General features: G+C 60.8%; 21 protein-coding genes. 5 read left to right on the top strand and 16 right to left on the bottom strand.

The features are described from left to right. Positions 1 to 30: 30 nt before the first annotated feature. The 13 genes from CSQ93_RS13705 to CSQ93_RS13645 all read right to left on the bottom strand — a co-directional run bounded on the left by CSQ93_RS13705 (position 31) and on the right by CSQ93_RS13645 (position 13,309). Positions 31 to 672 (bottom strand): DUF502 domain-containing protein, encoded by a 642-nt coding sequence (locus CSQ93_RS13705; RefSeq protein ID WP_099378505.1) that lies wholly within the window; start codon positions 670 to 672, stop codon positions 31 to 33. Between the two features lie 40 nt (positions 673 to 712). Then, the gene (locus CSQ93_RS13700; RefSeq protein ID WP_099378504.1) at positions 713 to 1,021 is read right to left on the bottom strand and encodes an FmdB family zinc ribbon protein; all 309 of its coding nucleotides are present in this window, start codon (positions 1,019 to 1,021) and stop codon (positions 713 to 715) included. A gap of 79 nt (positions 1,022 to 1,100) precedes the next feature. Further along, a complete protein-coding gene (locus CSQ93_RS13695) occupies positions 1,101 to 1,703 on the bottom strand; it encodes a methyltransferase (protein WP_099378503.1) in 603 nt (200 codons plus the stop codon). A gap of 18 nt (positions 1,704 to 1,721) precedes the next feature. Beyond that, positions 1,722 to 3,293 (bottom strand): ubiquinone biosynthesis regulatory protein kinase UbiB, encoded by a 1,572-nt coding sequence (gene ubiB / locus CSQ93_RS13690; protein WP_099378502.1) that lies wholly within the window; start codon positions 3,291 to 3,293, stop codon positions 1,722 to 1,724. Continuing rightward, positions 3,290 to 3,928, bottom strand: a complete 639-nt coding sequence (locus tag CSQ93_RS13685) for a ubiquinone biosynthesis accessory factor UbiJ (RefSeq protein ID WP_233516181.1) — start codon at positions 3,926 to 3,928, stop codon at positions 3,290 to 3,292. Before CSQ93_RS13685 ends, ubiB begins: the two co-directional genes overlap by 4 nt. Before the next feature lie 147 nt (positions 3,929 to 4,075). Beyond that, positions 4,076 to 5,020: a Tim44 domain-containing protein gene (locus CSQ93_RS13680; protein WP_099378500.1), complete on the bottom strand. Its 945-nt coding sequence runs from the start codon at positions 5,018 to 5,020 to the stop codon at positions 4,076 to 4,078. Between the two features lie 31 nt (positions 5,021 to 5,051). Further along, positions 5,052 to 5,786 (bottom strand): bifunctional demethylmenaquinone methyltransferase/2-methoxy-6-polyprenyl-1,4-benzoquinol methylase UbiE, encoded by a 735-nt coding sequence (gene ubiE / locus CSQ93_RS13675; protein ID WP_034753359.1) that lies wholly within the window; start codon positions 5,784 to 5,786, stop codon positions 5,052 to 5,054. A 29-nt stretch (positions 5,787 to 5,815) separates the two neighbouring features. Further along, positions 5,816 to 7,057 (bottom strand): RNA polymerase sigma factor, encoded by a 1,242-nt coding sequence (locus CSQ93_RS13670; protein ID WP_099378499.1) that lies wholly within the window; start codon positions 7,055 to 7,057, stop codon positions 5,816 to 5,818. A gap of 2 nt (positions 7,058 to 7,059) precedes the next feature. Then, positions 7,060 to 7,404 carry a YciI family protein gene (locus tag CSQ93_RS13665; RefSeq protein WP_099378498.1) on the bottom strand — a complete coding sequence of 115 codons (345 nt, stop codon included), beginning with the start codon at positions 7,402 to 7,404 and terminating at the stop codon, positions 7,060 to 7,062. Positions 7,405 to 7,619: 215 nt separating this feature from the next. After that, complete coding sequence (locus tag CSQ93_RS13660; RefSeq protein WP_099378497.1) at positions 7,620 to 8,069, bottom strand: gamma-butyrobetaine hydroxylase-like domain-containing protein; 450 nt, start codon at positions 8,067 to 8,069, stop codon at positions 7,620 to 7,622. 9 nt (positions 8,070 to 8,078) lie between these two features. Next, on the bottom strand, positions 8,079 to 8,522 hold the full coding sequence (locus CSQ93_RS13655; protein ID WP_099378496.1) for an HIT family protein: 444 nt from the start codon (positions 8,520 to 8,522) through the stop codon (positions 8,079 to 8,081). After that, positions 8,519 to 12,559, bottom strand: coding sequence for a DUF3683 domain-containing protein (locus CSQ93_RS13650; protein ID WP_099378495.1), 4,041 nt, complete (start codon positions 12,557 to 12,559; stop codon positions 8,519 to 8,521). Before CSQ93_RS13650 ends, CSQ93_RS13655 begins: the two co-directional genes overlap by 4 nt. Before the next feature lie 258 nt (positions 12,560 to 12,817). Then, positions 12,818 to 13,309 (bottom strand): YqaA family protein, encoded by a 492-nt coding sequence (locus tag CSQ93_RS13645; protein ID WP_099378494.1) that lies wholly within the window; start codon positions 13,307 to 13,309, stop codon positions 12,818 to 12,820. A 201-nt stretch (positions 13,310 to 13,510) separates the two neighbouring features. Between CSQ93_RS13645 and ilvA the strand changes: the two genes are divergently transcribed. The 5 genes from ilvA (at position 13,511) to rapZ (ending at position 18,884) form a co-directional block, all read left to right on the top strand. Further along, the gene (gene ilvA, locus CSQ93_RS13640) at positions 13,511 to 15,046 is read left to right on the top strand and encodes a threonine ammonia-lyase, biosynthetic (RefSeq protein WP_034753344.1); all 1,536 of its coding nucleotides are present in this window, start codon (positions 13,511 to 13,513) and stop codon (positions 15,044 to 15,046) included. A 78-nt stretch (positions 15,047 to 15,124) separates the two neighbouring features. Next, positions 15,125 to 15,967 carry an NADPH-dependent 7-cyano-7-deazaguanine reductase QueF gene (queF, locus tag CSQ93_RS13635; protein WP_099378493.1) on the top strand — a complete coding sequence of 281 codons (843 nt, stop codon included), beginning with the start codon at positions 15,125 to 15,127 and terminating at the stop codon, positions 15,965 to 15,967. Between the two features lie 343 nt (positions 15,968 to 16,310). Then, positions 16,311 to 16,793, top strand: a complete 483-nt coding sequence (locus CSQ93_RS13630) for a PTS sugar transporter subunit IIA (protein WP_034753339.1) — start codon at positions 16,311 to 16,313, stop codon at positions 16,791 to 16,793. Between the two features lie 36 nt (positions 16,794 to 16,829). Continuing rightward, a complete protein-coding gene (gene hprK / locus CSQ93_RS13625) occupies positions 16,830 to 17,765 on the top strand; it encodes an HPr(Ser) kinase/phosphatase (protein ID WP_034753337.1) in 936 nt (311 codons plus the stop codon). Positions 17,766 to 18,020: 255 nt separating this feature from the next. Continuing rightward, complete coding sequence (gene rapZ / locus CSQ93_RS13620) at positions 18,021 to 18,884, top strand: RNase adapter RapZ (protein WP_099378492.1); 864 nt, start codon at positions 18,021 to 18,023, stop codon at positions 18,882 to 18,884. Here rapZ and CSQ93_RS13615 read toward each other — a convergent pair whose 3' ends face one another. The 3 genes from CSQ93_RS13615 to CSQ93_RS13605 all read right to left on the bottom strand — a co-directional run bounded on the left by CSQ93_RS13615 (position 18,885) and on the right by CSQ93_RS13605 (position 22,016). Beyond that, the gene (locus CSQ93_RS13615) at positions 18,885 to 19,970 is read right to left on the bottom strand and encodes a 3-hydroxyisobutyryl-CoA hydrolase (RefSeq protein WP_099378491.1); all 1,086 of its coding nucleotides are present in this window, start codon (positions 19,968 to 19,970) and stop codon (positions 18,885 to 18,887) included. Positions 19,971 to 20,105: 135 nt separating this feature from the next. After that, positions 20,106 to 20,468, bottom strand: a complete 363-nt coding sequence (gene hpf / locus CSQ93_RS13610; RefSeq protein ID WP_034778388.1) for a ribosome hibernation-promoting factor, HPF/YfiA family — start codon at positions 20,466 to 20,468, stop codon at positions 20,106 to 20,108. Between the two features lie 69 nt (positions 20,469 to 20,537). Then, entirely contained in the window at positions 20,538 to 22,016 is a 1,479-nt protein-coding gene (locus tag CSQ93_RS13605; protein ID WP_099378490.1) for an RNA polymerase factor sigma-54, read from the bottom strand. Positions 22,017 to 22,020: the final 4 nt, after the last annotated feature.

Below are 22,020 nucleotides of genomic sequence, written 5' to 3'. Positions count from 1 at the left end.
CCGGCCACGTCCCATGTGGGACGCCTGCCTTTATTCTTTGGCTGCCGGGGCCGGTACAGCAACAACTTCCGCAGGCGCCACCACGCCCATCGAGACGATATATTTGAGCGCCGCATCGACGCTCATGTCGAGTTCGACGACATCGCTGCGTTTCATCATCAGGAAAAAGCCCGATGTCGGATTCGGCGTCGTTGGCACGTACACACTGACAAAGTCGCCCACCAGGTGGTTCGCCGCATCGCCGCCCGGCACGCCGGTCAGGAAAGCGATGGTCCAGGAGTTCTGGTGCGGATATGGCACCAGCACGGCCTTGCGGAAGGCATTGCCCGACGGGGAAAACAGGGTATCCGACACTTGCTTGACGCTCGAATACAGGGAATTGACGATGGGTATGCGTTGCAGCAATTTTTCCCACAGTTTCACCACATAATTACCGACCAGGTTATTCGTCAGCAAGCCCGTGAAGAAGACGATCAGTACCGTCAATACCGTGCCCAGGCCGGGAATGGTGCTCAGCGCGGGAATCTGGCGACCGAACCAGACGCTGGGCTGCTTACTGCCGGGCACCAGCAATAGCGACTGGTCCATCGTGCTGATCACCAGATTCAGGACCCAGGCCGTAATGGCCAGGGGCACCAAAATCAGTAATCCGGTAATAAAGTATTTACGCATCGGTTTCTCAGTAAGGGATCGTAGCGGCGCGGCGCGCTTTTCAGTCCGCTTTCGGCGCAGCGGCAGCCGGGGCGGGCGCAGGTGCCGCGGCAGGCGCGCTCTCGGTGGTTGCAGCAGGCTTGGCGCCGTCGGCCGGACCCGTCGGAATGGCCGTGGTGGGCGCCGTGCCGCCGCGGAAATCGGTCGCGTACCAGCCGGTGCCCTTCAATTGGAAACCGGCGGCCGTCAATTGTTTCTTGAAACTGGGCTTGCCGCACGACAGGCACACCGTCAGTACTGGATCGGAGATCTTTTGCAAGACGTCCTTGGCAAAACCACACTCGTCACAACGGTAAGCGTAAATCGGCATCTCTACTCCGAGAAAATCATCAAAAACCCTGAATTATAAAGCTTTTCCTTTGCTCCCAGCAGAAATTGCCCCGCCCGCCTCAGTCCGCCCGGCGGCGCCAGCTCATCCAGCGCTCCTTGCCGGCGAAGACGGCGATGGAATCATCCACGACTTCGTCGGCGAGGCAATCGAAATGCGGCGCCAGCAAGTCTTGTAATTGCTCACGCGAAATACCAAATGGTGGCCCCTTGACATTGTCGTCAAAGAAAAAGTAACCGGCCAGCATGGCGCCCGGCGCCAGCAGCTGCGCCCAGCGGGCCGCCACCTGCGGCCACATGGCGCGCGGCATGGCGCACAGGAAAGCCCGCTCATAGATCAGGTCCAGTGGCGCTGCGGGTTCCCACGCAAAGAAATCCGCTTCCAGCACCTGCCCTGCCCGCGCGCCGACGACGGCGCGCGCGGCGGCCACGGCGGCCGGCGAAAAGTCGATGGCCGTGGCATCCCAGCCGTGATCGAGCATGAAGACCAGTTCATAGGCCGAGCCGCAGCCTGGAATCAGGCAGCGCAGCGGCGCCGGGCTGCCTGCAACGAAGCTGCGCAGGCGCGACGGCACGCCACCGTGGTCCCAGGGCGTGAATTGCTTCTCGAAACGCTCGTCCCAGAAGGCGGGCGAGAGTGGATCGCGGGTATGGAAGTCAGCCATCACTTACGTCCTCAGCCTTTAAAACGGCAGTTGATGCCAGCGCATGAACACTTGCAAGCCCAGTGCGCCGAGGGCGAAAGCACCGACGAAGTACACGATAAAGCTCAGCAAGCGGTTCGTCTGGCGTTGTTCAGCCAGCAAGGTTTTCATCAGTTCCACATCGTTTTCACGCGGTTCGCCATGCACCGTCAAGGCCTGGTGCAGCAAGCGCGGCAGTTGCGGGAAAATGTGCGCATAGCGGGGCGCCTCGGCGCGCAGGCGCTCCATGAAGCCTTGCGGCCCCACTTGGTTGCTCATCCATTTTTCCAGATACGGCTTGGCCGTTTGCCACAGGTCCAGTTCCGGGTCCAACTGGCGGCCCAGGCCTTCGATATTGAGCAGGGTCTTTTGCAGCAGCACCAGTTGCGGCTGCACTTCCACGTTGAAGCGGCGCGAGGTCTGGAACAGGCGCAGCAAGACTTGCCCAAAAGAAATATCTTTCAGCGGACGGTCGAAGATCGGCTCGCAGCAGGCGCGCACGGCCGCTTCCAGCTCATCGACGCGCGTGTCTTTCGGCGCCCAGCCCGACTCGATATGCGCCTCGGCCACGCGCTTGTAGTCGCGGCGGAAGAAGGCGAGGAAGTTTTGCGACAAATAATCTTTGTCGTAGTCGTTCAAGGTACCGACGATGCCGAAATCGAGCGCGATATAGCGGCCGAACGATTGTGGCGCGATCGACACGAGAATATTGCCCGGATGCATGTCCGCATGGAAAAAGCCATCGCGGAACACTTGCGTGAAGAAAATCTCCACACCATCGTTGGAGAGTTTACGCAAATCCACACCGGCCGCCACCAGGCGCTCAGTCTGCGACACGGGGATGCCATACATGCGTTCCATGACGATAACGCTGCTGGAGCAGTAATCCCAGTGCATTTCCGGCACCAGCAACAAGTCCGAGTTGGCGAAGTTGCGGCGCAGCTGGCTCGCGTTGGCCGCTTCGCGCATCAGGTCCAGCTCGTCGTGCAGGTATTTGTCGAACTCGCCCACCACTTCTTTCGGTTTCAGGCGCTTGCTGTCGGCCCACAGGCGGCTGGTCCAGTCGGCGGCGATGTGCATCAGGGCCACGTCTTCGTCGATCAGCTTTTTCATGCCTGGACGCAAGACTTTCACGGCCACTTCACGGCCGTCTTTCAGGGTGGCGAAGTGCACCTGGGCAATCGAGGCGGACGCCACCGGCTCGCGCTCGAAGCGGGCAAATAACTGATCCGGATGCGCGCCCAGCGACTTGGTGATTTGCGCAATGGCCAGGTCGGAATCGAACGGCGGCACCCGGTCTTGCAGACGCGCCAGTTCTTCCGCGATGTCGAGCGGCATCAAGTCGCGCCGGGTCGACAGCACCTGGCCGAATTTGACGAAAATCGGGCCCAGCTCTTCCAGCGCCAGGCGCAGGCGCAAGCCCCGTGGCGACGACAGGTCGCGCCAGAAAATCAGGGTGTCGATCAATTTGGCGGTGCGGGGAACTTGCAGACCAGAAATCGCTATCTCATCCAGACCGTACTTGATGGAAACACGGATGATTTTAAACAGGCGCAGGAATTTCAATATCATGTAGACAAATCCGGTAAGGAGGACTGCGGCTGGGCGGCGGCAGCCGCCTTTTCCAGCCGGGCAAGGCGCTTGGCCAGGCGTTCGACGTCATCGCGCACGCGCGTCACGCCAGCGGAATACTCTTGCAGGGTAGAAGGACGGATCAGCATGGGCTGTTCGTCGAGAAAATATTCGGCCACGTTTTCCGCCAGCTTTTGCTGGCCCGTGCGGACAAAGGCGGCGGCATCTTTCGCCCCGGCAACGAGGCGCGTGGCCAGCATGGGCCCGACGACCTTTTCCAGGTCGTGCTCGGCTTCCCAGCGCAAGCCCTTGCTCAATTGCGAAATCGCATTGGCAAACTCGGCATCGCCTTCGATTTTCACATACGAAAACGCCCGCTCGCGGTTTTGCAGGATCAGCGGCACGTCGGACAATTTCACGCGGATGGTGACGTTGGCCGGCATGTCGGCAGGCGCCGCCTCCAGCATGCCTGCGCTGTCGACGCGCAGGCGCAAGGCCACGGCGCCCGTGTCGATGCAGGCCAGCTTGCCGGCGTGCACGGCCAGCTGCTGGCGCGCCCACGGCTCTTGCGCCAGCAAGTGGTTGAGTGTCGCGATGACGGGCGTCATCAGGGAGAGATCGGAAAGTGGTGCCATCATGTTGCGCGCTTCGCGCCCCTAAAAAGAAAAAACCGCCCGTAAAACAACGTGGGCGGTTTCGATCTTACCAGTTCAGCAGGAAATATCTGTTAAGCATCATGCATTCCGCATGGACTTAAGCCAGTATTCAGCAAGTTTTTACAATTAATTCAATTGCTGGATGCCTGCCAGGACCCAGCCGCTATTGCCGCTGACGGGTTTCGACATATTCCATACTTCCGCGAACGGTTCGGCCGCGGCGCCCGGCGCCGAACGGATCAGGCCCGTAAACTTTACGCTAGCCAGGTAATCGTTGACGCTCGTCTCGATGCCCAACAGTTCGGCATCGATGGTGACGACATCCGTAAAGTCCGGCTGCGCGCCCCGTTCCTGGATTTGCATGCGCAATTCCGCATACACTTCCGGCGACGTGAATTCGCGGATATCGTTGACGTCCGCCTTGTCCCAGGCCGCTTGCAGGCGAATGAAATTGCTTTTCGCGTGGCGCAGGAAGACATCCTTGTCGAAGTCGCCTGGTACGCCCCATGGCGCGGCAGCCGGGGCCGGCTTGTCCAGGCCTACGCCGGACGAGACAGGCTGCAGCGGCGGCAGCGGCGGGATGCGCGAACCGATGTCAGGCACGTTGCCTGCTGGCGCAGGCTGGTTGCCGCCAAAACCCGCGAACGGCGCATTACCGCCGGCATTGCTGTCACGCTTGCCGCGCACCATGCGGTAGATAAAGAAGGCTACGCCGGCCAGCAAGGCCACCATCAGCAGGGTGCTGATCATGCTGGCCAAGGCGCCGCCCAGGCCAAAATGCGACAGCAAGGCGCCCAGGCCCAGACCGAGCAAGGCGCCGCCCAATAAACCCTTCCAGCGGCTTGGTGCCTTGGCGGCAGGGGCCGGTGTGGGAGCCGGCGCAGGTTGCGCCTGGCGTGGCGCGGCGGCCGGTGCCGGGGTTGGTGCCGGTGCGGGCGCCTGGCGGCCCACGTTTTGCGACTGGCGACCAAACGAACGGCCACCGCCCATGGGACGGGCCAGCGCCTCGCCCAGCATGGATACCGTGGTCGCGGCCAGCATCATGCCGACCATAAATTTCTTCAATTTCATTCCATCTCCTAAAATCACCAACGTTGATGCATTACATCTTGATACCGGTGTGCAAAGCGGCAATGCCTGCCGTCAAATTGTAGTACTGCACGCGTTCCAGGCCCGCCGTTTCCATCATGGTCTTCAAGGTTTCCTGGTCCGGATGCATGCGGATCGATTCTGCCAGGTAGCGATAGCTTTCCGCGTCGCCGGCGATTTTCTGTCCGAACCACGGCAAGACCGAGAACGAATACAGGTCGTACGGCTTTTGCAGGGGCGCTGCCACCTTGGAAAACTCCAGCACCAGCAACTTGCCGCCCGGTTTCAGCACGCGGCGCATTTCCGCCAGCGCCACATCCTTGTGCGTCATGTTGCGCAAGCCAAAGGCCACGCTGACACGGTCGAAATAATTATCGGGGAATGGCAGTTTTTCCGCGTCACACAACAAGGTGGGGGTGAGCAAGCCGCGATTCAAGAGGCGGTCGCGGCCCACGCGCAACATCGATTCATTGATATCGGTCAACCAGACTTCACCGGTAGGACCCGCCTGCTTGGCGAAGGCCTTCGACAGGTCGCCCGTGCCGCCGGCGATGTCGAGTACCTTGAAACCGGGGCGCACGCCCGCGTTGGCAATGGTGAACGTCTTCCACAGACGGTGCAGCCCGCCCGACATCAAGTCGTTCATCACGTCGTATTTGGCAGCGACGGAATGGAACACCTTGGCGACTTCGCGCACTTTGTCGTCTTCTGCAACTGTTTTGTATCCGAAATGGGTCGTATTGGTCATGGTAGGCAGTCTGTTTGAACTTGGGAGCATTATACAAGCGGCAGGCGCATTTCCCCGTGACGCCGGAGAAGGTATTGCCTTTCCACTGCATTCGCAGCCAGCATTGCCGCCCGGGCATACGCTGCCAGCGCCCCCGGCCGGTCCCCCTGGCGGCGCAGCAAGTCGGCCCGGGCCGCGTGCAGATAATGCGAATTGGCAAGGCTGGGCACGGCTTCCAGGCGTTCCAGCCACGCCAGGCCATGTGTGGCGCCATGCGCCATCGCGCAGGCGATCACGGCATTGAGCAAGATCAACGGCTCCGGCTTGTGCCGCAGCAAGGCGCCGTACAGGGCGCTGATCTGGCGCCAGTCCGTCTGGCTGGCCGTGGGAGCCTTGGCGTGCAAGGCGGCAATCGCCGCCTGCAATTGATATGGCCCCGGTGCGCGCGCCGGCAAGGCCAGTTCCAGCAGCGCCAGTCCCTCGGCAATCAGGGCGTCATCCCACAGGCGCCGGTCCTGCTCTTCCAGGGTCAGCAAAAAACCCTCGGGCGACAGGCGGGCCGGGCCGCGCGACGCCTGCAGCATCATCAGGGCCAATAAGCCCTGCACTTCCGGCTGGCCGGGCTGCAGGCTGTCAAGCAGCCGTCCCAGGCGCAGCGCCTCCGCGCACAAGTCCGCGCGCAGCAAAGCATCGCCGGCGCTGGCGCAATAGCCTTCGCTGAACACCAGGTAAATCACGTGCAGCACTTGCGCCAGCCGTTGCTGCAACTCTTGCTCCGGCGGCAACTCGAAAGGAATGCGCGCCTCGGCGATCTTGCGCTTGGCGCGCAACAGCCGCTGCGACAGGGCAGCTTCCGCCAGGCCGAAGGCGCGCGCGATCTCGCCCGTGGACAGGCCACACAGGGTGCGCAGGGCCAGCGCCACCTGCGCCTCGGGCGCCAGCGCGGGATGGCAACAAATAAACAGCAGGCGCAGGCGGTCGTCTTCGATGGCGTGCGCTTCTTCAATCACCGGCGCCGGCAGGCGCGACAACACGGCCTCGGCCTCGCCGACGCTCTTGCCTGCCCGGCGCACGTGATCGAGCCCCGCATTGCGCGCCACGGAACTGAGCCAGGCGGCGGGATTATCGGGGATGCCCGTGCGCGGCCACAGTTCCAGCGCCTTGCGGCACGCTTCCTGCAACACATCTTCCACCAGGCCCAGGTCGCCGAAACGCCGCATCAGGCCGGCCAGCACCCTGCCCCTTTCCTGGCGAAAGACGTACTCGACGGCCGACAGGGCGTCGCCGGCCATGTTTATGCTGTGACAGGCCGTACTTCGATGGTGCCCAGGGAAGCGGCCGGACAACGCCCGGCCCAGGCCAGCGCCTCGTCGAGGTTGGCGCAGGCTAGCAGGTAATATCCACCCAGCTGCTCCTTGGTTTCCGCGAACGGCCCATCCGTGACAACGGGCTTGCCGTTTTGCACCCGCACGCTGGTGGCGCTGCGCACGGGCGCCAGCTCGGCCCCGCCGCGCAGCACGCCAGCGGCCTCCAGGTCCTGCGTATAGCTGGCAAAGTCGGCCATCAGGCTGGCCATCTGCTCGTCTGGCATGGCGGCATAGCGTGCCTCGTCGGCGTAGATCAGGATCAGGTATTCCATAGTCTCTTCTCCAAAAGAAAAATGCCCGCAAGCGCGGGCATTCATACGACGAATGGATCTGCGGCAATCCGACAAGATTACCGCATTATTTTTTCTAAACGCCTAAAAAACCGTAGCGAGCGGAAGCAAGTTGTGGCCGAGAAGCGGAACTGTGCTTGAGCACAGTGAGCATCGGCGGCCGCAAATGGCGACGCGCAGTAGGTTTTTCAGGTGTTTTAATGTTTATGCCCGCAACTGGGTCCGTGGACGTGACCGGAAGATTGCTTGATCGTCATGTCGGCCTTGGCGTCGCGGCCACTGTCGCCCGGGTAGCCGGCTGCCGTCAGGCGGTCCAGGTAATCCTGCCACAGGGTCGCTTGCTGCGCGCCCAGCTTGTACAAATAGGCCCAGGTGTACAGGCCGGAATTGTGGCCATCGCTGAAGGTGGGCTGCACGGCGTAGTTGCCGACCGGCTCCAGGCCCGTGATGCCGACCAGGCGCTTGCCTAATTGCAAGGTTTCCTGGCCCTTGCCATGGCCCTGCACTTCGGCCGACGGCGAATACACGCGCAGGTATTCGAACGGCAGCGCAAATTCGCTGCCATCGTCGAACGCCACGTCGAGCACGCGCGACTGGTTGTGCACGGTCAAGCCGGTCGGTTGCGGTGTTGCTGTTTTTTCAGTCATGACGATACTTTATGCGGATAAACGTTGAATGATGGCGTCGCGCAGTGCCGGCAGCAGGGCGCGGCGCGCGGCCAGCACCTCGGGCGCCGTCTCGCGCTGCACGACAGCCCAGCTCGGGTTCGGGAAATGCGCGTCGTCGCGGTAGCGGGGAATCACGTGCCAGTGCACATGCGGCGTCATGTTGCCGAAACTGGCCACGTTGACCTTTTCCGGCTGCATCACTTCACGCACGGCCAGCTCGACTTGCCACACGACTTCCATGACGTAATTGCGCTCGCCGGGCGTCAAATCCGTCATTTCCTTCACGTGTTTGTTCCAGATCACGCGGCAAAAACCGGGATATGCAGGGTCATCAACGGCCACGACGGACAGGCGCTCGCTGCGCCACAGCAAGGTTTCACAACCCTGCTTGCTGGCGAAGCTGTCGAGCAACTGGCATAAATCACAGGTCACACGAGCACCCGTTCGATGCCGCCGTCATTGGCACGTTTCACGTAATCCGGCATCCAGTTCTCTCCCAGCAAGTGTTTGGCGATCTCGACGACGATGTAGTCGGCCGTCGTGCCCGAATCATCATTGTAGCGCGAGAGTCCTTGCAGGCACGACGGGCAGCTGGTGAGGATTTTCACGTCACCTGTAAAACCATCGCCGCGCAGCTTGTCGGCACCCTTAACCATCTCTTCTTCCTTGCGGAAACGCACTTGCGTAGAAATGTCGGGACGCGTGACGGCCAGCGAACCCGATTCGCCGCAGCAACGGTCATTCTTCTCGATCTTCACGTTATCGACCGTGCTGATCAGGGAATTGATGGTCTTGCCCGATTCCTGCAGCTTCATCGGATTGTGGCATGGCTCGTGGTACATATAGCGCGTGCCGTTCACGCCTTCCAGCTTGACGTTTTTCTCCAGCAAATACTCATGGATATCCATGATGCGGCAGCCTGGGAAAATCTTTTCAAACTGATACGTTGCCAGCTGGTCGTAGCAAGTACCGCACGAGACGAGCACAGTCTTGATGTCGAGGTAGTTAAGCGTGTTGGCCATGCGATGGAACAGGACGCGGTTATCCGTCATCATCTTCTCGGCCTTGTCGAACTCGCCCGCGCCCCGCTGCGGATAACCGCAGCACAAGTAGCCCGGCGGCAAGACCGTCTGCACGCCCACTTCCCACAGCATCGCCTGTGTGGCCAGGCCCACTTGCGAGAACAGGCGCTCCGAACCGCAACCGGGGAAGTAGAACACGGCTTCCGTATCGGCCGTCGTCGTCTTCGGGTTGCGGATGATCGGAATGACCTTGTCGTCTTCGATGTCGAGCAGCGCGCGCGCCGATTTCTTCGGCAAGTTGCCCGGCATCTTTTTGTTGATGAAGTGGATAACCTGCGCCTTGACGGGCGGCTTGCCCGTCGATGGCGGCGGCGCCTTGGTTTGCTTCTTGGCAAATTTCTTCAGCAAGTCGTGGCCCAGGCGCTGCGCCTTGTAACCCCAGCCGATCATGACCTTGCGCGTGGCGTTGATGGTCACGGGATCGGTGGCGTTGAGGAACATCATCGTGGCCTTGGTGCCCGGATTAAAGCTCTTCTTGTCCATCTTCCGCAGCAAGTTGCGCATGTTCATCGACACGTCGCCGAAATCGATGTTGACGGGGCAAGGCGTGACGCATTTATGGCACACGGTGCAATGGTCGGCCACGTCCTCGAACTCTTCCCAATGCTTAATGGAAATACCGCGGCGCGTCTGCTCTTCGTACAGGAAGGCTTCGATCAGGGACGAGGTCGCCAAAATCTTATCGCGTGGCGAATACAGCAAGTTGGCGCGCGGCACGTGCGTCGAGCACACGGGCTTGCACTTGCCGCAACGCAAGCAATCCTTGACGCTGTCGGCGATGGCGCCGATATCGCTTTGCTGCATGATCAAGGACTCGTGCCCCATCAGGCCGAACGATGGCGTGTAGGCATTGCGCAAGTCGGCACCCATGCCTGGCAGGTTCAGCAATTTGCCTTTATTAAAACGGCCTTCGGGATCGATGCGCTGCTTGTAGCTGCGGAATTCGCCGATCTCTTCTTCCGTCAGGAATTCCAGCTTGGTAATGCCGATACCATGTTCGCCGGAAATAACGCCGTTCAGCGAGCGGGCCAAAATCATGATGCGGCCCACGGCTTCGTGGGCGTCCTGCAGCATTTCGTAATTGTCCGAGTTGACGGGCAAGTTCGTGTGCACGTTGCCGTCGCCCGCATGCATGTGCAGCGCGACAAACACGCGGCTACGCAAGATGCGCGCGTGGATGGCCGTCGCCTCGTCAAGAATCAGCTTGAAGGCTGCACCGTTGAATATCTGGCGCAGCTGGGCCCGAATCTCTTGCTTCCAGGTAATGCGCACGGTGCGGTCCTGTACCACGTCGAACAGGGTGGCGTCCGGCTGGGTTTCCAGGCGCGCATCGAACACGGGCAGCAAGCGCTCCATGCCCAGTTCGGCCAGTTCGCCCTTCACGTCCGTCAGCGGACGATCGAGCTGGGCCAGCAGATAGGTCCAGCGTGCCGTGACTTGCGCCAGCAGCTGTTGTGCCTGCTCGGCGCGGTCGCCCAGCATTTCCGCATCGTCGACCCGGTCGTCGGACGCATCGTCGCTCTTGCCTACTGGCAAATTACCTTTGCCAAAGAATTCGCTCAGGGCCTCGGCCAGTTGCAGCTTGTTCTTGATCGACAGCTCGATATTGATGCGTTCGATGCCATCCGTGTATTCGCCCATGCGATTGAGCGGAATCACGACGTCTTCATTGATCTTGAACGCGTTGGTATGCTTGGCGATCGCGGCCGTGCGGGCGCGGTCGAGCCAGAATTTCTTGCGCGCTTCCGGGCTGACGGCAACAAAACCTTCGCCCACGCGGGTGTTGGCGATGCGCACCACTTCCGACGCCGCTTGCGCGACGGCATTTTCATCGTCGCCGACGATGTCGCCGAACAAGGCCATCTTCGGCAGCACGCCCCGCTTCGACTTGGTGGCGTAACCGACGGCGCGCAGGTAGCGCTCGTCCAGGTGTTCCAGGCCCGCCAGGCGGATGGTCGTGTATTGCTCGCCCTTGGCCGGCAAACCGTCCAGGTAATCCTTGATTTCCACGATCGACGGAATCGCGTCGCGCGCCTGGCCAAAGAATTCCAGGCAGACGGTACGGGCGAACTTCGGCATCTTGTGCAGAATCCAGCGCGCCGACGTGATCAGGCCGTCGCAACCCTCTTTCTGGATGCCCGGCAATCCGGAGAGGAATTTATCGGTGACGTCCTTGCCCAGGCCTTCCTTGCGGAACTTGCGGCCAGGAATTTCCAGGATTTCCGTCTTGAATGGCGCGTTCGGCTTGGTCGCGTCGCGCGTGCTCGGGTGACGCCATTCCAGCTGGAAACGTGCCAGCGCGATATCATGGATCTTGCCCAGGTTATGGTCGAGGCGCGTGACGTCGAGCCAGTCGCCGTTCGGATCAACCATGCGCCACGAGGCCAGGTTGTCCAGCGCCGTGCCCCACAGCACAGCCTTCTTGCCGCCCGCATTCATGGCGACGTTGCCGCCGATGCAAGAGGCGTGCGCCGAGGTCGGATCGACGGCAAACACGAAACCAGCCTTTTCCGCCGCTTCCGACACTTTATTCGTGATCACGCCCGCGCCCGAATTGATGGTCGCGTATTCGTGGCTCAATCCCGGCAAGACGGTCATTTCCACGGCGCCCAAAGTGATGAGTTTTTCCGTGTTGATGACGGCCGACATCGGCGTCAAGGGAATCGCGCCGCCCGTGTAACCGGTGCCGCCGCCGCGCGGGATGATGGTCAATCCCAGCTCGATACAGCCCTTGACCAGGCCAGCCATTTCCTCTTCCGTGTCGGGAGTGAGCACGACGAACGGGTATTCCACGCGCCAGTCGGTGGCGTCCGTCACGTGCGAGACGCGCGTCATGCCATCGAAGCGCACATTGTGTTTTTCCGTGTAGCGGCCCAGCACCTTGACCGTGCGCTTGCGCAAGTCATAGGTCTTGCGGAATTCGTCGCCGAAATCGGCCACGGCCTTGCTGGCCGCTTTCAGCAGCAGTTCCACGTTGGCGCTGCGCGCTTGCGCCACTTCCGGCGCTTCACCGGCAGCAAGCGCGTCGCCGCCGGCCACATCGATGGACAGGCGGCGCTTGTCGACTTCGGCCAGGCGGTGGTGCAAGGCATCGATCAAACCCTGGCGGCGCTTTGGATTGTCGAGCAAGTCATCCTGCAGGTAGGGATTGCGGCGCACGACCCAGATGTCGCCCAGCACCTCGTACAGCATGCGGGCCGAACGGCCCGTCTGGCGGGCGCCGCGCAGCTCGTCGAGCAGGCGCCACGAGTCCTCCCCCAACAGGCGTATGACGATCTCGCGATCGGAAAACGACGTGTAGTTATACGGGATTTCACGCAGGCGGCTTGCTGCGGGACCATTGGGCGTTTCTGCCAGTAAAGCTTGGATATGTGCGGGAGCGTTCATGGAGTGTGGTGACGATGTGGACTGGACCCTAAAGACCCATTTTATCTTATTGCGCCGCACCATGCGGGAACAGCCTTATGCCGCCCAAGGTTTAAGCACCTCACCCGCCACCATAGCAAATACGGAAAAGCCCTATTTTGCATGAATAAAAAACCAGTCTTGATGATTTTTCGACGCAAAAATGCCAAGAATCAGAGTCTGCTGCAAACTATCGAACTGCCCAAAAATAGGGCAAACGGGCGTTGCAGCCAGTCCCATTCAGACCAGCATCTGGCCGATCCGGTGCCATACGCCATCGGGTACGTAGAGCAGCAAGCCCGTCATGGTCAGGTAGCGCGCGCACTTGCCGACGGCCATGTAGGCCACGCTGGGCCAGAACGGCAGCTTGAGCCAGCCGGCCAAGGTGCACAGCGGGTCGCCCACGATGGGCAGCCAGGCCAGCAGCATGGTCTTGGCGCCATAGCGGGCCAGCCAGCGGAACCAGCGCGTGTCGCGCTCCTTGGCGAACGCCTGCTTGGCCCGGTAGCCCATCCAGTAGTCGACGATGCCGCCCAGAGTGTTGCCCAAGGTGGCGACGCCGATGGCGGCCCAGAACAGCGCGGGATTGGCCTTGATGACGGCAAACACGGCCGGTTCCGAGCCGAGCGGCAACAGGGTGGCGGAAATAAAGCTGATCAGAAAGACCGAGGTCAGCCCGACTTCCGGTGCTGCGATCAGTTGCAGCAGCCAGGCGATTGCGGATTCGATCATGGAACACTTCGCGATGCAGTAAGGCTCTCCATTATAATGAAGAGCAGCTTGCGCGCCGCACAATCCGCGCTGGCAGGCAAAGGCATACCCGCCCGTAGTTCCACAGAGCATTATTGTCGCCAGGCTATCCGCCGCGGCGCCGCCGCTATCGCCCGACACGCTCCAGACCCTTTCTGGCCCAGAATCACTTGCTTGCAGACTATGAACATCGACTACCTCAAGAAAATCCTGACCGCCCGCGTCTATGACGTCGCTACCGAAACGCCGCTGGAACTGGCCCCTGCCCTGTCGCAGCGCCTGAACAACCAGATTTACTTCAAGCGCGAAGACATGCAAAGCGTGTTCAGTTTCAAGATTCGTGGCGCCTACAACAAGATGTCCAAGCTGAGCGAAGCGGAACGCAAGCGCGGCGTGATTTGCGCCTCGGCCGGCAACCATGCCCAGGGCGTGGCTCTGTCGGCCGCGCGCATGGGTTGCCGCGCCGTCATCGTCATGCCGACCACCACGCCGCTGGTGAAAGTCGAGGCGGTCAAGGGACGCGGCGGCGTGAACGTGGAAGTGGTACTGCACGGCGAGTCCTACACGGATGCCTACAACCATGCGCTGACCCTGGAAAAGGAACAGAAGCTGACCTTCGTGCACCCGTTCGACGACCCGGACGTGATCGCCGGCCAGGGCACGATCGGCATGGAAATCCTGCGCCAGCACGCCGGCCCCATCCACGCCATCTTCGCTCCCATCGGCGGCGGCGGCTTGATCGCCGGCATTGCCGCCTATGTGAAACAGATTCGCCCCGACATCAAGATCATCGGCGTGCAAAGCGTCGATTCGAACGCCATGGCCCGCTCGCTGAAAGCGGGCGAGCGCGTGACCCTGAACGACGTGGGCCTGTTTGCAGACGGCACGGCCGTGCGCCTGGCCGGCGAGGAAACCTTCCGCCTGGTGCAGGCGTATGTCGATGAAATCATTACGGTCGACACGGACGCCATCTGCGCCGCCATCAAGGATGTGTTCACGGATACGCGCTCCATCCTGGAACCATCGGGCGCCCTGGCCATCGCCGGCGCCAAAGCCTATGTGGAACGGGCCAGCCTGACCAAGCATCCTGTCAACAATGAAACCCTGGTCACCATCGCCAGCGGCGCGAACATGAATTTCGACCGTTTGCGCTTCGTCGCCGAGCGGGCCGAACTGGGCGAGTTCCGCGAAGCCGTGTTTGCCGTCACCATGCGCGAACAGCGGGGCAGCTTCAAGCGCTTCTGCTCGCTCATCGGCGCGCGCAACGTGACGGAATTTAACTATCGCATCAGCGATGAAAAAGCCGCGCACGTGTTCGTCGGCATTCAAATTGCCGACCGGCATGAGTCGAGCGTCCTGGCCAAGACCTTCGAGGAACACGAATTCAAGACCCTGGACCTGACCCACGACGAACTGGCCAAGTCGCATATCCGCCACCTGGTGGGCGGCAAGAGCCGGCTGGCGCAGGACGAGCTGCTGTACCGCTTTGAATTCCCCGAGCGCCCGGGTGCGCTGATGCGCTTCCTCGACAGCATGGCGCCGAACTGGAATATTTCACTTTGTCATTACCGCAGCCAGGGCGGCGACGTGGGCCGCATCCTGATCGGCTTGCAAGTGCCGCCCGACGAGATGGGAGAATTCGCCCGCTTCCTCGATACCCTGGGCTACCGTTACTGGGATGAGAGCAGCAATCCCGTCTACAAACTGTTCTTGGGCTAAATAGCGAATTCACCCCGGTATTGCACTGGGGTGAAATAGGCTACCATGCGTGCTTGACTGAATTCACGCCACACGACCATGACCACCACCAACGACCTCGCCGAACTGTCTCCCCTGGGCAAAAGCTCCGCCTACCGCACCGATTACGCGCCGGAACTGCTGTTTCCGATTCCACGCCAGGGCAAGCGCGACGAGCTGAAATTGCACGGCACATTGCCGTTTTTCGGCCTCGATATCTGGAATGCGTATGAACTGTCGTGGCTGAACCAGCGCGGCAAGCCGCAGGTGGCCATTGCCAAGGTCAGCGCGCCGGCCGATTCGCCCAACATCATCGAATCGAAATCGTTCAAGCTGTATCTGAACTCGTTCAACCAGACCAAGCTGGACAGCGCAGATGCGCTGCTGGCCCTGCTCAAGCAGGATTTATCGAACGGCTTCGGCGCGCCCGTGCAAGTGGAACTGACCTTGCAGGACGATTTCGGCAAGCTGAAAATGGGCGAATTCGACGGCGTGCTGCTGGACCGCCTGGATCTGGAAATCACGCAATACACGCCCTCGCCGCAGCTCTTGAAGGCGGCGTTCGATGATGCGCCCGTGGAAGAAAAACTCGTTTCGCACCTGCTCAAATCGAATTGCCTGGTGACGGGCCAGCCCGACTGGGGCAGCGTGCAGATCGAATATGCGGGACCGCAGATCGACCAGGAAAGCCTGTTGCGCTACCTGATCGGTTTCCGCGAGCATAACGAATTCCACGAGCAATGCGTGGAGCGCATCTTTGTCGATATCTTGCGTCAGTGCAAGCCGCAAAAACTGTCCGTGTATGCGCGCTATACGCGCCGCGGCGGGCTCGATATCAATCCCTGGCGCAGCAATTTCAGTACGGGTACGATGCCGGGCAATCTGCGCAATGCGCGCCAGTAACATTGGGTAACACCGCGCAACACCACAAAACCATGCCAACAGGAATGTTGGCTGTGTTTTAAAACAACGTTGCAGTAGTGCCGCAGAGCATGTCAAAGACGCTGAAAAATCGGAAAATCGGCATTCGGCGGCGGAAAAACCGGCGCACCGCGTATTTTTAATCAGGAAATAGCCGATACACGCCGATGTTATTTTTTTGCTAAAATGATGGCTACGCGGGCTGTAGCGCCCACTGCGCCCGCAGCGGGCGTATACTGTTGAGAATTGGCGTTACAGGCCGCCGAAACAGGCCTATAATTCGGCTCGCAAGCCCTCTGCGCATTGCACCATTTCATTGAGTGTCATGACTAATCTTAGCAAAATATTATCCCTCGAAAACGTCCTGCTGGACCTGGAAGTCTCCAGTAAAAAGCGCGCCTTCGAGCAAGCCGGCCTGATCTTCGAAAACAATTACGGCATCGCCCGCTCTACCGTCTCGGACAATCTGTTTGCCCGCGAACGCCTGGGCTCGACTGGCCTGGGCCATGGCGTGGCCGTGCCGCATGGCAGAGTCAAGGGCAGCAAAACCTTGAAATCGCCCCTCGGCGCCTTCGTGCGCCTGGCCGAGCCGATTCCGTTCGAGTCGCCCGATGGCAAGCCCGTCAATCTGCTGTTTTTCCTGCTGATTCCCGATCATGTCACCCAGCAACATCTGGAAATCCTGTCGGAAATCGCGGAAATGTTTTCCGACGATGCCTTCCGCACGGCGCTGGCCACGGATCCGGAACCGAAATCCGTGCATTCGCGCATCGTCAATTGGCAACCCAGCCTGCAAGCGGCGGGTTAAACTTCAGGTATTCCTCCACTCCTGAAGAAGACTGCCATGTTGCAAACGCCGCTGACGATACAACGCCTGTACGACGATAATCGTGAAAGTCTGCAACTGGGCTGGTTCGCCGGCTTCCCCGGCGGCGAGCGCCTGATCTCGGGCGACGTCTCGTCGGCCGCCGACCAGGTGGGTCACTTGAACCTGATCCATCCGGGCCGCATCCAGGTCTTTGGCCACCAGGAAATCAATTACTACCAGCGCCTGAAGGTCAACACGCGCACCCACGTGATTGGCGAGCTGATCGCCGGCGGTCCGCCCGCGCTGATCATCGCGCAGGGGCTGGAAACGCCGCCCGACATCCTCGCCATCTGCGACGAGCAAAACATTCCCCTGTTCTCCACCCCGCTGCCGGCCGCGCAAGTGATCGACTTCCTGCGCGTCTACCTGTCGAAAAAACTGGCGCAACGCATCATCATGCATGGCGTGTTCATGGACGTGCTGGGCGTGGGCGTGCTGATCACGGGCGATTCCGGCCTGGGCAAAAGCGAGCTGGGGCTGGAGCTGATCTCGCGCAGCCACGGCCTGGTGGCCGACGACGCCGTCGAGTTCTCGCGCATCGCCCCGAACATGATCGAAGGCCGCTGCCCGCCGCTGCTGCAAAACCTGCTGGAAGTGCGGGGACTGGGTTTACTCGACATCAAGGCCATCTTTGGCGAAACGGCCGTGCGCCGCAAGATGCGCCTGAAACTGATCGTGCACCTCGTGCGCCGCAACGCGCTGGAAGAAGAAGTCGAGCGCCTGCCCTTCCTGTTCCCCACGGAAGACGTGCTGGGCTTGCCCGTGCGCAAGGTCGTCATCCCCGTCGCCGCCGGCCGCAACATCGCCGTGCTGCTGGAAGCGGCCGTGCGCAATACGATTCTGCAGCTGCGCGGCATCGATACCTTGCAGGAGTTCATGGAGCGGCAACGACTCGCCATGAGTGGCGATTAATGTTGCCAAGGAGTTCGCCCTTGCAAGGGCGAACCGTTACGCAGGCACGCAGCTGTGCTGCGTGAATTCCCTGCTGCACCAACGTTTGGCAATGAGCGGCGATTAATTACCGGGGTCCGACCCGACGGGTCTGACCCCCACATTGACGTCAATGGCAACAATTAAATACAAGCAATGCTCGAACAATAATTGCAATAATTTGTAAAGATAATTGCCTTCGGAGCAGAGCGCCGATCTTTATTGTATGATCGGCGTATGCATATCGTCCTTATCACCGGAATATCCGGCTCCGGTAAATCCGTCGCGCTCAATGTGCTGGAAGATACCGGCTACTATTGTGTCGACAACCTGCCACCGGCCTTGCTGCCCAGCCTGGTGCAAACCCTGCTCGACGAAGGTACACCGCAACTGGCCGTCGCCGTCGATGCGCGCAGCGCCGAGTCGCTGACCAGCCTGCCGCACAATGTGGCCCTGCTGCGCGACCAGGGGCACGACGTCAAGGTCATGTTCCTGACGGCCACCACGCATTCGCTGGTGGCGCGCTTCTCGGAAACGCGGCGCAGCCATCCGCTGTCGCATGAATTGCGTCCGAACCAGAATCCGGCCAGCCGCCGCACCCTGATCGAGTGCATCTCGGAAGAACGCGAGCGCCTGTCGGCCATCGAACAGCTGGGCCATGTGATCGACACGTCGGAACTGAGCGCCAATAAATTGCGCGCCTGGATCAAGGATATCGTCGCCTCCGAGCGCGCGCCGCTGACCCTGTTCTTCGAATCGTTCGCCTTCAAGCTGGGCGTGCCGCTGGACGCCGATTTCGTCTTCGACGTGCGGGCCTTGCCGAACCCCTATTACGACCTGGCCCTGCGTCCCCTCGACGGACGCGACGCGCCCGTGATCGCCTTCCTCGATGCGCAGCCGAGCGCGCTGGAACTGCTGGCCGATATCCGCACCTTCATCGAGAAATGGTTGCCGTCATTCAAGTCCGACAACCGCAGCTACCTGACGGTGGCCCTGGGTTGCACGGGCGGCCAGCACCGCTCCGTGTACATGGCGGAACGTCTGGCGCAGTATTTCGGCCCGAACGAAAGAGTCGTGCTGCGCCATCGCGAGCGCGCTTGATTAGTCGAGGTGGCGCAGCGGATGCGCTTGCGCCGGCCAGACGGGGACAAAGAAGCGCGCCACCATGGCCGTGTCGACGTCGTCCAGGCTGGCAGGATTCCAGCGGGGCGCATTGTCCTTGTCGACCACCAGCGCACGCACGCCTTCGAGCACTTCGCCATGCTCGAAATTATGGCGCACCACCGTGCGCTCCAGGCGCAGGCAATCGGCCACGCCCAGGTGAGCGCCCCGCTGCAGCAATTCCAGGGTGACCGACATCATCAAGGGCGAACGCAAACGCATGGCCGCCAGCGCCCTGGCGGCGAACGCACAGTCGTCCTGCGCCAGCGAGGCCATGATGGTCGCCACCGAACCCGCACTGAAATGACGGTCCAGCGCCGCACGCGCCGTGGACAGGGACGATACCCCCGCCTCGGCCTGGAACGGTGCCGCCAGCGCCTTGATGGCTACCGGCAAGGCCTCGCCCGGCGTCGAGTCGAACAGGGCCAGCAGCGCCCCCATCTGCGCCTCGGGCAGGTAGACATCGGCCAGGCCCGTGTACAGGGCATCGGCCGCGTTGATCGTCAGGCCCGTCAAGCCCAGATACAGGCCCAGCTGGCCGGCCAGGCGGGACAGGAAATAACTGCCGCCCACGTCAGGGAACAGGCCGATATTGACTTCCGGCATGGCCATGCGCGTGCGGCCCGTCACGATGCGCAGGCGGTTGCCGGGCCCGGCTTGCGCCACGCCCATGCCGCCGCCCATCACCACGCCATCCATCACGGCAATATACGGTTTCGGATAGAAATGAATCACATGATTTAACGCGTATTCTTCCGTAAAGAAATCTTCCAGCAAGGCGCTGCCGCCTTGCGGCGTGGCCAGTCCCGCATCGTAAAAGAAGCGGATATCGCCGCCGGCGCACAGGGCTTTTTCGCTGCTGGAACGGATCACGACGGCGTCCACGTGCGGATCGTCGCGCCAGGCCAGCAAGGTCGCACTCAGGGCGCGCACCATCTCCAGCGACAGGGAATTCAAGGCTTTCGGACGGTCGAGCACGATGTGTCCGGTGCGGTTGCGGATGGAGGTCTGGACGAAGTCGCTCATGGCAGGCAGGAAAGAAGTGAAAGTGCAAACATTCTAGCGCCTGCGCGGGGAAGATTGCGTTCAACAGGTCCAGGCGCAAAAAAGGGCGCAAGATGTGCGCCCTTAGTTGATCACAACTGCTGGAAGCGGGTGGCCTTAGACGGCGACGACGGCTTCTTCCTCGGAGTTGTCTGGCAGATGCTTGATCGCCTCTTTACCGTGCCCTTGCACTTTGGTTTTGTATTTCATCACTTGCCTATCGAGCTTGTCGATCAGGGTATCGATCGCGGCGTACAGGTCGTGCGCCAAGCTTTCCACATAGACAGTCTTGCCACTCAAACGCAGGTTGACTTCAGCCTTTTGACGTTTTTCTTTCTCTTTGAGGTTATCCACGGTCAGAATCACGGCGATATCGATGACTTGATCGAAATGACGTTTCACGCGCTCCAGCTTCGTTTGTACGTATTCACGGATGGCTGGTGTCACTTCGAGATGATGTCCGCTGATGGTGAGATTCATACACACTCCTAAAGATGATCGGGTTCGTGCGGTCCATCCTATCCGGCCCGCAGAGGAACCGAAAAAAACTTACAAACACTTACGCAGGCTCACTGGCGGAATTTTCAACGCTTCCCGGTATTTGGCAACAGTACGTCGCGCAATCACCATGCCTTGTTCCCCCAGCATGTCCGCAATCTTACTGTCGGATAAAGGATTTTTAGGGTCTTCTGCTCCTGTCAGTTGCACGATCAATGCCCGTATCGCCGTCGATGACGCTTCGCCCCCCGCTTCGGTGGCGACGTGGCTACCAAAGAAATATTTCAACTCGAACATGCCGTGCGGGGTCAGCATGTACTTTTGAGTTGTTACCCGCGAGATAGTACTCTCGTGTAAACCCAGTGTATCAGCTATTTCACGGAGCACAAGGGGGCGCATGGCAACGGCCCCATGCGAGAAAAAGTTCTTTTGTCTTTCTACTATCGCCTGTGCCACGCGCAGGATGGTGTCGAAGCGCTGGCGCATATTCTTGATCAGCCACTTGGCTTCCTGCAACTGTGCGCCCATGGCGCCCTCGCCCTTGCCCTGCTTGAGCAAGTTGGCGTACATGGCGTTGACACGCAGGCGCGGCATGACGTCGTTGTTCAGGGTCACTTGCCAGCCATTGCGCGCGCGCTTGACGACGACGTCGGGCACCACGTAATCGGAGACGTCCGAGGCGAATACGGCACCCGGATGCGGATTGCACTGGCGAATCACCGTCTGCGCCTCGCGCAAGTCTTCATCGTCGCAATCGAGGGCTTTTTTCAGCTTGTTGAAATCGCGCTGGGCAAACCAGGCCAGGTGCTTTTCGACGATGACGAGGGCCATGCGCCGCGTCACCATGGCGATGTGCGGCAAGCGCTTGATTTGCAGCGCCAGGCATTCGGACGCATTGCGCGCGCCCACGCCGGGCGGATCGAAACTTTGCAGCAGCGACAAAGCCGTGCGCATCTCGTCGGCGTCGATTTCCAGCTCTTCCGGCAGGCGCGCCAGGATGTCGTCGAGCGACTCTTCCAGGTAGCCATTGTCGTCGAGCGCGTCGATGATCAGCTCGACCAGCGCGCGGTCGCGCAATTCCAGCACCGTCACGCGCATCTGCTCCATCAAATGCTCGCGCAGGGTGCAGTGATGGGCCTCCAGTTGCGGACGCGAATCTTCATCGTCGGGCGCCTTGCCCCGGCTCGCCTCGCTCCAGTCGCTGTCGCCGCCTTCTACGGCGGCCGGGCTGTCGCCCGCCTCGCCATCAAAGGTTTCCGCTTCGGCCGGCGCGGCGGGCGCGTCCTGGCCTGGCGGCTGGGGTGGCGCTTCGGCCGGCGCTGCCGTGGAACTCAAGGCCCCGTCGGACAACAGGCGCAGCGAACGGTCGAGCGGATCGTCGAGGCGTTCAAGCAAGGGATTATCCGTCAGCAATTGCTCTAATTCCTGGTGCAATTCCAGGGTAGACAATTGCAACAGGCGTATCGATTGCTGCAACTGCGGCGTCAGTGCCAGGTGCTGCGAAGTGCGCAGCTGCAATGATTGTTTCATTGGC

The organism is Janthinobacterium sp. BJB426, from assembly GCF_002735705.1.
Classification (GTDB): domain Bacteria; phylum Pseudomonadota; class Gammaproteobacteria; order Burkholderiales; family Burkholderiaceae_D; genus Janthinobacterium.
This window is presented reverse-complemented; position numbering and strand designations above follow the sequence as displayed.